The sequence below is a fragment of the uncultured Ligilactobacillus sp. genome (assembly GCF_948826705.1).
Lineage (GTDB): Bacteria > Bacillota > Bacilli > Lactobacillales > Lactobacillaceae > Ligilactobacillus.
In genome coordinates this window covers 22170-35448 of sequence record NZ_CAQLEL010000072.1, presented here as the reverse complement: position 1 = coordinate 35448, position 13279 = coordinate 22170, and the positions used below count along the sequence as shown (strand labels likewise).

Annotated in this window: 14 protein-coding genes; 13 read left to right on the top strand and 1 reads right to left on the bottom strand. The window is 42.1% G+C overall.

Going from position 1 to position 13279, the window contains the following annotated elements; translation table 11 throughout:
- The first annotated feature begins 36 nt into the window (after window positions 1–36).
- The 11 genes from dinB to trxA all read left to right on the top strand — a co-directional run bounded on the left by dinB (window position 37) and on the right by trxA (window position 11377).
- Window positions 37–1119 carry a DNA polymerase IV gene (gene dinB, locus Q9Q35_RS04500; protein ID WP_304652322.1) on the top strand — a complete coding sequence of 361 codons (1083 nt, stop codon included), beginning with the start codon at window positions 37–39 and terminating at the stop codon, window positions 1117–1119.
- 65 nt (window positions 1120–1184) lie between these two features.
- Complete coding sequence (locus Q9Q35_RS04495; RefSeq protein ID WP_304652321.1) at window positions 1185–2135, top strand: bifunctional oligoribonuclease/PAP phosphatase NrnA; 951 nt, start codon at window positions 1185–1187, stop codon at window positions 2133–2135.
- Window positions 2136–2149: 14 nt separating this feature from the next.
- Window positions 2150–3481 (top strand): DEAD/DEAH box helicase, encoded by a 1332-nt coding sequence (locus Q9Q35_RS04490; RefSeq protein WP_304652320.1) that lies wholly within the window; start codon window positions 2150–2152, stop codon window positions 3479–3481.
- A gap of 273 nt (window positions 3482–3754) precedes the next feature.
- The gene (alaS, locus tag Q9Q35_RS04485; protein ID WP_304652319.1) at window positions 3755–6400 is read left to right on the top strand and encodes an alanine--tRNA ligase; all 2646 of its coding nucleotides are present in this window, start codon (window positions 3755–3757) and stop codon (window positions 6398–6400) included.
- A gap of 174 nt (window positions 6401–6574) precedes the next feature.
- The gene (locus tag Q9Q35_RS04480) at window positions 6575–6838 is read left to right on the top strand and encodes an IreB family regulatory phosphoprotein (RefSeq protein WP_010688607.1); all 264 of its coding nucleotides are present in this window, start codon (window positions 6575–6577) and stop codon (window positions 6836–6838) included.
- A complete protein-coding gene (gene ruvX, locus Q9Q35_RS04475; protein ID WP_304652318.1) occupies window positions 6838–7278 on the top strand; it encodes a Holliday junction resolvase RuvX in 441 nt (146 codons plus the stop codon). The genes Q9Q35_RS04480 and ruvX overlap by 1 nt, the downstream gene beginning before the upstream one ends.
- A 19-nt stretch (window positions 7279–7297) precedes the next feature.
- Window positions 7298–7588: a DUF1292 domain-containing protein gene (locus Q9Q35_RS04470; RefSeq protein WP_304652317.1), complete on the top strand. Its 291-nt coding sequence runs from the start codon at window positions 7298–7300 to the stop codon at window positions 7586–7588.
- Between the two features lie 270 nt (window positions 7589–7858).
- Window positions 7859–8110, top strand: coding sequence for a cell division protein ZapA (gene zapA / locus Q9Q35_RS04465; RefSeq protein ID WP_304652316.1), 252 nt, complete (start codon window positions 7859–7861; stop codon window positions 8108–8110).
- A 7-nt stretch (window positions 8111–8117) separates the two neighbouring features.
- Window positions 8118–8636, top strand: a complete 519-nt coding sequence (locus Q9Q35_RS04460) for a CvpA family protein (RefSeq protein ID WP_304652315.1) — start codon at window positions 8118–8120, stop codon at window positions 8634–8636.
- Window positions 8626–10986 (top strand): endonuclease MutS2, encoded by a 2361-nt coding sequence (locus tag Q9Q35_RS04455; RefSeq protein WP_304652314.1) that lies wholly within the window; start codon window positions 8626–8628, stop codon window positions 10984–10986. Before Q9Q35_RS04460 ends, Q9Q35_RS04455 begins: the two co-directional genes overlap by 11 nt.
- A 79-nt stretch (window positions 10987–11065) precedes the next feature.
- The gene (gene trxA / locus Q9Q35_RS04450) at window positions 11066–11377 is read left to right on the top strand and encodes a thioredoxin (RefSeq protein WP_010688614.1); all 312 of its coding nucleotides are present in this window, start codon (window positions 11066–11068) and stop codon (window positions 11375–11377) included.
- An 80-nt stretch (window positions 11378–11457) separates the two neighbouring features.
- Here trxA and Q9Q35_RS04445 read toward each other — a convergent pair whose 3' ends face one another.
- Complete coding sequence (locus tag Q9Q35_RS04445; protein WP_304652313.1) at window positions 11458–11943, bottom strand: YslB family protein; 486 nt, start codon at window positions 11941–11943, stop codon at window positions 11458–11460.
- Between the two features lie 134 nt (window positions 11944–12077).
- Here Q9Q35_RS04445 and Q9Q35_RS04440 point away from each other — a divergent pair, with 134 nt between their 5' ends.
- Window positions 12078–12680: an XTP/dITP diphosphatase gene (locus tag Q9Q35_RS04440; RefSeq protein ID WP_304652312.1), complete on the top strand. Its 603-nt coding sequence runs from the start codon at window positions 12078–12080 to the stop codon at window positions 12678–12680.
- Between the two features lies 1 nt (window position 12681).
- Window positions 12682–13215, top strand: coding sequence for a metallophosphoesterase (locus Q9Q35_RS04435; RefSeq protein ID WP_304652311.1), 534 nt, complete (start codon window positions 12682–12684; stop codon window positions 13213–13215).
- Window positions 13216–13279: the final 64 nt, after the last annotated feature.

Here is a 13279-nt window from a genome sequence, read left to right as displayed (position 1 = left end):
TTTGGCTAGGGTCCTATTTGTGATGTGAGGAAACTGATGAAACAACGTGATATCATCCATGTGGATATGGATTGTTTTTATGCTTCGATCGAAATGCGCGATGAGCCCAAGTTACGTGATAAGCCAGTTGTGATCGCCCGTGACCCGCGTAAAACAGGGGGGCATGGAGTCGTGGCAACGGCCAATTATCAAGCACGTGCTTTTGGGATCCATTCAGCGATGAATGCACAACAGGCTGTAAAACTTTGCCCTAAAGCGGTTTTTGTGCCCCCTGATTTTGAAAAATATCGTAAAGTATCGCAACAGATCCATGCGATCTTTGCTGAGTTTTCCGATCTAGTTGAACCAGTCGCTTTTGATGAGGCTTACTTAGATATTACGGCTGATAAACAAGGGCTTAGCTCAGCGGTCTTAACGGCGCATCGTTTACAGCAAAGGATCTATGATGAAACGCAGCTGACGTGTTCGATCGGTGTTTCATACAATAAATTTTTAGCTAAATTAGCTTCAGATTTTTGCAAACCGGTGGGAACGACCGTGGTCAGACCAGAGGAAGTTAAAGCCTTCTTATTCCCACTACCGATCGAAAAATTTCGGGGAGTGGGTAAAAAGACGGCACCTAAGATGCATGCTTTAGGGATCAAGACTGGTGAAGATCTCTATGCCAAATCAGAGCGGTATCTAAATGAACATTTTGGTAAGATCGGCACGATCCTATACCAACGTGTGCGGGGGATCGATGAACGTCTTGTCGAAGTTCGGGAACGCAAATCGATCGGAACGGAGCGGACGTTTATTCGCCCGTTAGTGAGTGAGTCTCAAGTCAACGATGAATTTATGCAACTAGCTACACGCTTGGTGAAGGAATTAAATAAAAAGCAAAAGCATGGTAAGACCTTGGTTTTGAAATTGCGGACGGCTTCATTTGAAACGGTCACGAAGCGCTTGACTAAGCAAGACTATTTCTTAAATGACGTGGCGACCATCGTCTATTATGCCATGCAGTTATTTGAAGAAGTAGCCCCGGTTGAGTTAGAATTGCGCCTGTTAGGCCTGACGATGACGGGATTAGCTCCACTGGAATTTGAAAACTTGAGTCTACCATTGTTTGAACAATAGGGAAATAACGTGGTATACTACATTGTTATAGGTATTTAACTACAAAAAAGATAAGGAAACGAAAAATGAAGGTTGAAGAAGAAATCTTAGCACAGATCAAACAGTATGATACGATCATTATCCATCGTCACCAGCGTCCCGATCCAGATGCCTATGGCTCACAATGCGGGTTGGCTGAAATTATTCGCGAGACATTTCCGACCAAGACTGTCTATCAAGTCGGTAAAAATGTCAAAGGTCTAAGTTGGCTCGATACGCCCCAAGAGATCAGCGATGAATGCTATCAAGATGCCTTAGTGATCGTCACTGATACGGCTAATCAACCGCGTGTCGATGATGACCGCTATACTAAAGGTAAGTTTTTGATCAAGATCGACCACCATCCAAACGATGATCCTTATGGTGATATTTGTTGGGTCGATAGTTCAGCTTCCAGCTGTTCTGAGATCATCACGCATTTGGTGGAAGAATTAGATGGTAAATTAAAGCTAAATGCAAAAGCGGCGCGCTTATTGTATGCCGGGATCGTTGGCGATACGGGACGTTTCATGTATAATGCAACGACACCAGCTACTATGAGGGCAGCGGCTAAGTTGATGGAATATGATTTTGATGCTAGTCAAGTAAATCGGACTTTAGACGAAGTGACGCCAGAAGTTGCACGTTTATCAGCTTATGTTTTAGAAAATATCAAGTACACAGAGCATAATGCAGCTTATGTGGTCTTAGATAATGAGACGCTGGCACAATTCACATTAGAGGATGCTGGAACAGCTCCAATCGTACCATTGGTGGGTAAGATCTCTTCTGTCGTTTGTTGGACCGTGATCGTGCAGCAAAAAGACGAGACCTATCGTTTACGGATCCGCTCTAAGGGGCCTGTGATCAATGAACTGGCTAAGGAATATGAAGGTGGCGGACATCCCCTAGCTAGCGGCGCGATCTTAAAAAGCTTAGATGAGCTCCCAACTTATCTTGCTAAGTTAGATAAGATCGCTGCAACTGCAGAAAAATAGAAATTGAGGATATTATGAATAAGACATTTAAAGATTTTAACTTAAAACCCTTCTTAAATGAAGCGTTAACTGAGATCGGTTTTCAAACACCGACTGAAGTGCAACAGCGCTTGATCCCTGTGATCAAAAAGGGCAAAAGTGTTGTCGGACAATCGCAAACAGGGAGTGGTAAGACCCATACTTTCTTGCTTCCGATCTTTAATGCGATCGATCCAGCTGTCCATGAAGTACAAGCTGTTATTACGACCCCAAGTCGGGAATTGGCCTATCAGATCTATGGTGCAGCTAAGCAATTAGCTAAGCATTCTGAAACTGAGATCTTAGTCCAAAACTATGTCGGTGGGACTGATAAATTACGGCAGATCGAAAAATTAAAGCATCATCAACCACAGATCGTGATCGGGACTCCAGGGCGGATCTTGGATCTGATGCGTTCAAATGCCTTAGATGTGCATAATGCGCATTATTTAGTTGTTGATGAAGCTGATATGACATTAGACTTAGGTTTCTTAAAAGAGACCGATGCGATCGCGTCAGCTTTGCCAAAAGATCTCCAAATGTTGGTCTTTTCAGCAACGATCCCCCAAAAATTAAAACCATTCTTACAAAAATATATGAATGATCCCGTGGTTGAAGTGGTGGAAAATAAAACAGTTATCAGTCCTACGATCGATAATTGGTTACTTTCGACTAAGGGACGCGATAAAAAGCAATTGATCTATCAATTGTTGACGATGGGTGAGCCATATTTGGCGTTAGTTTTTGCTAACACCAAAGAACGGGCTGACGAATTGACGACTTATTTGCGTCATCAAGGTCTAAAAGTAGCTAAGATCCATGGTGGTATCCAGCCACGGGAACGCAAACGTTTGATGCGTGAGATCCAAAATCTCGAATATCAATATGTGGTTGCGACTGATCTGGCAGCCCGTGGGATCGATATCGAGGGGGTCTCGCATGTGATCAATGACGATCTACCAGAAGACCTTGAATTTTTCGTACACCGCGTCGGTCGGACTGGGCGTAACAACCTTAAGGGCATAGCGATCACATTGTATGTCCCAAGCGAGGAAGCTCAGATCGAAGAATTAGAAAAAATGGGTGTTACTTTTGTCCCTAAAGCGCTCAAAAATGGTGAGATCGTGGACTCTTATGACCGCAATCGGCGCCAAAAACGTCGGACTAGACAAGAAAGTCTTGATCCTAAGATGATCGGGATGGTCAAAAAGGCTAAGAAGAAGCGCAAACCAGGCTATAAGAATAAGATCAAGCGTGCGTTAAAACGTGATGCACAACAAAAACGCAAGATCGCGCGTCGGCAAGAACGTAAAAATCAACGTTCATAAGCTTGACAAAAGGGTGATTTTTGCCTATACTTTGCATTGACTCAGGATATGTCAGTCAGCTATTTTGCTAAAGCGAGGGTCCGGTGGGTGAAAGGACTTGCAAAAACTGATCGGTGCTCCCTGAAACTAATATTATTACATGAAAATAACGTGCTCACGTATTTGAGCAGCTGAGAGGTCACGACTAACATCGTTGCAAGCAAGGTGGTACCGCGCTAAGGCGTCCTTGCTAGCAGCGGTGTTTTTTTGCCTTCAGCCCAGAAAGGATCAAAGATGAAAGAATTATCAAGCGCCCAAATTCGGCAAATGTATTTAGATTTCTTTGCACAAAAAGGTCACGACATCATGAAAAGTGCACCTTTAGTTCCTCAAGATGACCCAACGTTACTTTGGATCAACTCTGGGGTCGCTACGATGAAAAAATATTTTGATGGTTCTGTTGTACCTAAGAACCATCGCATGACGAGTTCCCAAAAATCGATCAGAACTAACGATATCGAAAATGTTGGTCGGACTGCGCGCCACCATACGTTATTTGAAATGTTAGGTAACTTCTCGATCGGTGATTACTTCAAAAAAGAAGCGATCAATTGGGCCTGGGAATTATTGACGAGTAAAGATTGGTTCGCTTTAGATCCCGAAAAACTTTACATCACGGTTTATCCAAAAGATACTGATGCTAAGAAGATCTGGCTTGAAGCTGGTGTCAAAGAAGATCATATCTATGAAGATGAAGATAACTTCTGGGATATCGGGGAAGGTCCATCTGGTCCTGACTCTGAGATCTTCTATGATCGTGGTCAAGCGATGAACAATGTGGCTGAAGATGACCCACAAAACTATCCAGGGGGCGAAAATGAACGTTACCTTGAGATCTGGAATATCGTGTTCTCCCAATTCAACCACAAGCCAGACGGAACTTACGCAGAACTACCACATAAAAACATTGATACGGGCATGGGCTTAGAACGTGTCGTTTCTGTTTTCCAAAACGCTAAGACAAACTTTGAGACCGATCTTTTCATGCCACTTATCAAGGAAACTGAAAAGTTAAGTGGTAAGTATCATTATGGTCAAGACCCTGAAAAAGATATCTCATTTAAGGTCATCGCAGATCATGCGCGGGCTGTGACTTTTGCGATCGGCGACGGTGCTTTACCTTCAAATGAAGGGCGTGGTTATGTTATCCGACGTCTGATCCGGCGGGCTGTTATGCATGGTCAAAAGCTTGGGATCGACCAAGCATTCTTGTATAAATTAGTGCCGATCGTAGGTCAGATCATGGAAGCAGCCTATCCAGAGATCTTAGAACAAGCTGACTACATTCAAAAAGTCATTCGCATGGAAGAAGATCGTTTCAATGAGACCCTAAAAGACGGGGTCGCTTTATTGGATGACTTGATCGACCAAACTAAAGCTGCTGGTCAAACTGAACTTTCTGGAGCGGGCGTCTTCAAACTTTACGATACTTATGGTTTTCCATATGAATTGACGCTTGAATATGCAAGTGATAATGGTTTGGGTGTGGACAAAGCAGGTTTTGATACTGAAATGGAAAAACAACGTGAACGTGCGCGCAATGCTCGTTCTGGGGCTAAATCCATGGGTGTTCAAAATGGTTTATTGACTGATATCACGACCCCAAGTGAATATGTCGGTTATAGTCAATTAAATGCTTTAGGGACCGTCGAAGATATCATTTTAGATGATGCTTTGGTAAATGAAGCACAAGCTGATACGACGGTACAAGTTATCTTTGATAAGACACCATTTTATGCCGAAATGGGGGGCCAAGTAGCCGATAAAGGTCTAGTCAAAGATGAAGATGGCAATGTGGTCGCTGAAGTGGTGGACGTGCAACATGCACCAAATGGCCAAAACATGCATACCTTGAAATTACGCCAAAAATTGGCTAAGGGCATGACTTACCGCTTAGAAGTAAACCGTGAATTCCATAATAAAGTCAAAAAGAACCATACGGCAACGCACTTGTTAGACCAAGCTTTGCGTGATGTTTTAGGCGAACACACACATCAAGCTGGTTCATTAGTGGAACCAACTTACTTGCGCTTTGACTTTACGAATCTTGGAGCAGTCACAGCTGAGCAATTGCAACAAGTTGAAGATATCGTTAATGCTAAGATCTGGGCTAATTTACCAGTCAAAACAGTGGTCACTGACCTTGAATCAGCTCAAAAGATGGGTGCGATCGCATTGTTTGGTGATAAATATGGTGATACCGTACGTGTTGTTAAAGCCGGTGACTACTCCATGGAATTCTGTGGTGGTAATCACGTTGATAACACTAACGAACTTGGTCTTTTCAAGATCGTTTCTGAATCTGGTGTCGGTGCTGGGGTTCGGCGGATCGAAGCTGTAACCTCTAAGGAAGCTTTTGAATTCTTAGAACAACGCAATAATTTATTGCAAGAAACAGCTGCTGAAATGAAAGTCGTTCAATTAAAGGAAGTGCCACGTAAGGTCGAAGCTTTACAAGCACAGATCAAAGAATTAGAACAACAAAAACAAGCACTTGAGGCTAAGTTTGCGAGTCAACAGGCACAAGATATCTTTAAAGATGTTGCTAAAGTCAATGGTCATACTTTGATCGCGGCTAAAGTCAATGTCTCTGGGATGGATCAATTGCGCCAATTAGCCGATCAATGGAAAGAAAAAGATCTATCCGAAGTGTTAGTCTTAGCGACAGCACCAGCTAAGGATAAGGTCAACTTGATCGTGGGTGTTTCTGATGCAGGTATCAAAGCAGGTATCAAAGCAGGGGACTTGATCAAAGACATCGCTCCACTTGTTGGTGGTGGCGGTGGGGGTCGCCCTAACTTAGCCCAAGCCGGTGGTAAGGACCCAGCTGGTATCGGTGAAGCTTTAGCTAAAGCCAAGACTTGGTTAGCTGATAAATAATTTAGCACTAAAAGATCTTAGAAGGTGATTTCTAAGGTCTTTTATTCGTTAGCATGACGTTTAGTTTACAAATATAATCTTTTTGTAATATACAAATTGAGAGATATTCATTGTAGCATAAGCATTTGTTTAGTAGAATAGAACTAGTAGACAAGATCACGGAGGTGTTTTGAGATGAGTTCGTTGGATAAAACAATGTATTTTAACTTTGATGACGGCGATAAAAAGGATGTGCGTGAGACGCTAGAGACTGTTTATGCGGCTTTGGAAGAAAAAGGCTATAACCCGATCAACCAAATAGTGGGCTATCTATTATCAGGTGATCCAGCCTATATTCCGCGTTTAAACGATGCGCGCAACCTGATCAGAAGACATGAACGTGATGAGATAATCGAAGAGTTGGTTCGTTCATATCTCAACAAGGAGGAAGAAAATTAATGGCGCGATTGATGGGGCTAGACGTAGGTTCAAGAACCGTCGGAGTAGCAGTTAGTGACGAATTGGGCTGGACAGCTCAAGGTGTTGAGATCGTTAGGATCAATGAAGATGAAGAACAGTTTGGGATCGAACGGATCGCTGAATTAGTCTTAAAATATGATGTTAAGGGTTTTGTTCTCGGATTACCTAAGAATATGAATAATACTTTAGGACCTCGAGCAGAAGCTTCTAAAAATTATGGTAAACTTTTAGAAGAAAGATTTGCTTTACCCGTTGATTTTTGTGATGAACGATTGACAACGGTCGAAGCAGAACGTATGCTAGTTGAACAAGCTGATACTTCACGCAAGAAGCGCAAGCAAGTGATCGATAAACTAGCTGCGGGCTTGATCTTGCAAAACTATCTTGATAGCAAAGGCAAGTTACTCTCAGAATTATAGGAAAGAGCAGGTATTGATAATGAGTGAACAAGAAGAAAAGATGATCACATTAGTTGACGCAGATGGCAACGAAACTTTATACGAAATTTTATTCACATTTGAATCAGAAGATTACGGCAAGGCTTATATCTTGTTGATCCCAGCCGGTTCAGAACCTGAAGAACAAGTTGATGTTTTAGCCTTCTCCTTTGACCCTGACGAAGATGGTCAAGCTAAGAATGCTGAACTCTACGATATCGAAAGTGATGAAGAGTGGGATATGGTCGAAGGTGTCTTAGATACTTTCTTGAATGACAAAAATCTCCAATAATTCTTTTCGCTTACAGGCCCTGGATATCTTTTGGATATTGAGGGCCTTTTTCTGTAAGTGATGTGTAGCGTGACTCGCATTTCTCCACACATAGATATTGACGTGTTGCGAAATGCCACATCTAACGTATAGCTACGGCTAAAAAATGATGCAAGAAACGCATCATTATCTAGCCTAGGCTATCCGTACGGTGTGACCCGCATTTCTCCACACTTAGATATTATGCTAAAATATAGTATGTTAATTTTTGATTAGGGGGCTTTTTTGAGAATGCCTGAAAATAAGCGACGTTTTAAAGTTAAGATTGCAAATGAAGTTTATACGATCATTGGTAAGGCTGAACCAGATCATATGGCAGCTGTTGTCAAGATCGTAGAAGAACAATTGGCGGAGATCAAAGAATTGATGCCGTCATTAAGTAATGAAAAAGCAGCGATCCTATTAGCGATCAATGCAGTTTCAGATCAGTTATATAAACAAGAAGAATTGCTGAAATTAAAGCAAACAGAACCAAAAGAATAGAGAAAAAATGATTTTAACAATAGGTATTTTGATCGTACTAGTAGCAGCTTTTCGACATGGAACACGCAAAGGTCTAGTAGCGATCTTTATCAAGCTAGTTGGCTTTGTAGTAGTCGCAGGTCTGGGGCTTTACTTTGCACCTAGTTTGGGACAAAAGTTAAGTAGTATATTTGCAACGACAGAAGTGAATCGGATCTTCTACCAGATGCTGGCTTTTTGGCTGATCGCGATCATCGGTGGCTTAGGACTACGGCTCATTACAAATGCAGTACGCCAAACAGCTAAGAAGATACCGATCATTTCCCAAGCTGACCGTCTATTAGGTGGGCTTTTTTCGTTGGCAATGATGTATGGTGTGATCTTCTTTTTGTTGCTACTAGTGGATACTTGGCCTGGTGTACAACCAAAACCATTTATCAGCGAATCTAGCGTAGCACAGTTTATGCTAAAAAAGACACCAGTCATCTCACAACAAGTATTAGATAACTGGTTACTTGAACCACAGGGGGATGAAAATGAATCGTAAAAGTTTAGCGATCCTCGAATACGACAAGATCAAACAAAAGTTGTTCTATCATGCGACAACTGAAATGGGTAAGCGTCAAGTCAAGCGCTTAAGCCCTAGTACTGATCTTGCTGAGATTCAGGTGAAGCTCTTACAAACAAAAGATGGCGCAGATATTTTGCGCTTAAAAGGTGGGGTACCAGTCCCACAGTTAACGTTGATCACCGATCATCTCAAGCGTTTGGAGATCGGAGCAACGTTAAATGGTAAAGAATTAGCTGAGATCAGTCAAGTATTGCGCTCAGCTAACGAAGTGCATCGCTTTTTTATGGCTCTAGCAGATGAAAAAGTTGATTTGAATTATCTGTATGAACTTGAAGAACAACTCGAAACTTTACCGCAATTAACTAAGCGCCTGCAAGTATCGTTAGAAGCTGATGGCTATGTGACCGATGACGCCTCCAGTCTTTTGCGCTCATTACGTCGTCAGATCTCAACGACTGAAGCCACGATCAGGAACCGTTTAGTGGCATTGACCCGTGGTAATAATGCCAAATATCTGAGTGGGGCCAATGTGACGATCAGAAATGATCGCTATGTTATCCCTGTGCGAGCCGAGCATAAGGGGAAATTTGGTGGGATCGTTCACGACCAAAGTTCTTCGGGACAGACCTACTTTATCGAACCACGTGAGATCGTGGAGCTAAATAATCGCTTAAAGCAAGAGCAGGTCGCTGAAAAAGAAGAGATCTTGCGGATCTTACGCGAATTATCTAAAGAAACGATGCCTTATACAGCTGAGTTAGCACGCGATGCTAAGATCTTAGGTGAATTTGATTTTATCAATGCTAAAGCAAAATACGCTAAAGAGCTAAAAGCGACGCAACCTTTATTGTCAGAACAAAAAGATATTTACTTGCGTCAAGTTTGGCATCCGCTTTTAGAGATGGATAAAGCGGTCAAAAATGATATTATCCTAGGAAAAGATTATCAAGCAATGGTGATCACCGGACCTAATACAGGTGGTAAGACGATCACGTTAAAGACTTTAGGGTTAGTTCAAATGATGGGACAATCAGGACTATTTATCCCGGCTTTTGAAAATAGTCGGATCGGAGTCTTTAAGGATATATTTGCGGATATTGGGGATGAACAATCGATCGAGCAAAGTTTGAGTACATTTTCCTCCCATATGACAAATATCGTCAATATTTTAGACCAAGTCGATCAAGACTCCCTTGTTTTATTCGATGAGTTGGGGGCTGGAACTGACCCACAAGAAGGGGCTGCGCTTGCGATCGCGATCTTAGACGCTATCGGTGCCAGTGGTGCTTATGTTTTGGCAACGACACACTATCCAGAGCTCAAGACATATGGCTTTGAACGGACTCAAACGATCAACGCTTCGATGGAGTTCAACGAAGAAACATTACGGCCGACATATCGATTACTTATCGGGATCCCGGGGCAAAGTAATGCTTTCAATATTTCTGAGCGCTTGGGGCTATCCCAAACGATCGTTACAGCTGCACGGAATTTAGTTGCTAAAGATAGCCAAGATCTCAATAATATGATCGCTGATCTGGTCGCAAAACGGCGGCAAGCAGAAGAAGAAGCGATCAGTTTGCAGGCAAACCTTGATGAAGCTCAAAAATTGCACCACGATTTGGCAATGGCCTATGAGCGTTTTGTCAATGAGCGTGAGCAAATGCAAGATCAAGCTAAGCAAAAGGCAAATGAGATCGTCGAACAAGCCAAACAAAAAGCTGATGAGATCATCAGTGAATTACGAGCCTTAAAACAAAATGCAGCTGCTGAGATCAAGGAAAATGAACTGATCGATGCCAAAGCTCAATTAAATGCGCTTGAGCAAAAACGGGCTTTGAAGAAAAATAAAGTCTTGAAACGTGCTAAACGCAAACAGGCTTTCAAGCCAAATGATGATGTGATGGTGACCTCTTATGGTCAACGCGGGGTCTTGGTGCAAAAAGTCGGAGAGCATGTTTGGGAAGTGCAGTTAGGGATCTTGAAGATGAAGATCGATGAAGCTGATTTGGAAAAGGTCAATGTTGAACCAAAGAAAGTCAAACGTGCTGGGACCGTCTTGCGCTCAGCCTCAACGAGCCATGTTTCACCCCAACTTGATCTTCGGGGTAAACGTTATGAAGAAGCAATGACTGAGGTGGATCGCTATATTGATGCAGCGATCTTAGCAGGATATCCATCAGTGACGATCGTGCATGGTAAAGGGACCGGTGCCTTACGCCAGGGGATCACGCAGTATCTGCGATCTAATCGTGCTGTCAAAAGCTTTAATTTTGCAGCTCCGAATAATGGTGGTAATGGGGCTACGGTCGTTTATTTCCGTTAAAACAAATAAGTTGCTTTTTTGGTTAGATATGATATATTCTTACTGAATAAATACGAAATGAAGGGTGAAAAAACTGCTTATGGTAAAAGAATGGACAGATGAAGATTTTGCACAAGAAACTGCAAATGGTGTAACTTTAACTGATTTTTGGGCAACATGGTGTGGCCCTTGTCGGATGCAAGCACCTGTGGTTGAAAAACTTGCTGAAGAGATGGCAGGTCAAGTGAAGATCGGTAAAGTCGATGTTGATAAGAACCAAGCTACAGCTGCTAAATATGGCGTGATGAGTATCCCGACTTTATTGATCCAAAAAGATGGTCAAGTAGTTGATACTTTGATCGGTTACCATGATAAAGGCGCACTCAAAGCAAAATTAGAACAATATCTTTAATAAATAACGCGGGAGCTACCACGATGTTTTTGCATCGTGGTAGCTCCCGCGTTATTTATTAGACCTATGTCACAGCCTGCTTATTTTACTTTTGGTTCAGTCAAGATGTTAAGGGGTTTTTGTTCTTCGATGAAGTCAAGATCAAGGGGGTCTTTAGTGTCGACTTGGACTAAGATCGTTACAGTATCATGTGTCTTTTTATCAATGATCGCTTCGGTGACGAAACCGAGTTGATTTTGGATCGTTTCTGCCAAAAAGCCCGCCTCGATCAAAAATTCACAAGCTGAGTTCAATTTTTGCCGAGTCTCAATGATCTGACCGGTCAATTCAAAATATTGTTGTTCTTTTTTGGCCTTAACGCGCTTTAATTGCCCCCAATTTGCCTGTTCAAAGAAGATCGGTAACTCTTCATCTTTAGCTAAAGGAAAGAGACGGGCTAAACGTCTGCCAGCCCAATAGAGTATATCGTTATCCTTACCCAGAATATCAGGGATCAAGGCATCGCGGATCAAAGTCGCGCCGAGTTGATTTTGCGAACTTGCCAGTTCATAAAAATTATCTTGCATTAAAAAAGACACATCCTTAATAATAGTTATTACTCTAATTATACCGTGTTATTAATGATTTTTAAACTCGGTGGATAGTAGTTAGTTTGAAATCAAGATGTGATTTAGTGCATAATTGTAGTGAGGTGATGTTCATGGATAAGATTTTAATTGCAACTAAAAATGAAGGTAAGGCTAAAGAGTATCGTAAACTATTTGAACCAAAAGGCTTTGAAGTTGTGACGTTAAATGATCTAAATGATCCGATAAAGATCGTTGAAGATGGTGAAACGTTTGCGCAGAATGCGGCCATCAAAGCAACAGCCTTGGCTAAAAAGTATCAAGTGATCGCTTTAGCGGATGACTCGGGTCTTATGGTCGATCATTTAGATGGAGCTCCAGGGATATATTCGGCGCGTTATGCCGGCGATCATGATGACGAAGCCAATAAACAAAAATTGTTGACTGAATTAGCTGGGGTCGCTTCTGATAAACGAACAGCTCATTTTCATTGTGCGATCGTCGTTGCTAGTCCAGCAGGTGAACAGTTGACGGTTGAAGGTGAAGTCAACGGTGTGATCTTAGAAGAACAACGCGGACAAGGTGGGTTTGGTTATGATCCACTGTTCTATTATCCACCATTTGAGCGCTCATTTGCTCAATTGTCAATGGAAGAAAAAAATAGTATCAGTCATCGTGGGCGAGCAGTCAAAGCTTTGATGGAGCGTTTTGATGCATGGCTAAATGAGGTGCGATAAAATGAAATATCTAGTTGTTAGTGATAGTCATGGTGATAAGGCGATCTTGCAAAAATTGCTTACAGCTTATGCAGGTAAAGTTGATCTGATGTTACATTGTGGTGATTCAGAGTTGCCAGCAACAGATGAAGTTTTCAAACATTTTAAAGTCGTTCGTGGTAACTGTGACTATGATCTAGATCTACCAGATGAACAATTTTTTGATCGCGGACAAGACAAGATCTTGTTAGTTCACGGACATTTACTCGGTGTGGGTTTTGGTTTGGGTGGCTTGCAAGCTAAAATGGATGAATTAGGTGCCAATATGGCTTTCTTTGGGCATACTCATCAATTAGGAGTCGAAGTAGTTAATGGTAAATTACTTTTGAATCCAGGGAGTATCAGCTATCCACGTGGAAAATACACTGCGATCGGTGGAACATTTGCATTAATTAAGACTTCGGCTGATGAAAATGGGAAGCAGATCGAGGTCCGATACTATGACCGTGAGTTAAATGCGATCCCAGAATTGCAAGTGACATTCAATGGCAAATGAGGATGCATATCTCAAACGTAAACTAGTTATTTGGTGTGTTATCACATTATTAGTATTTGCTACT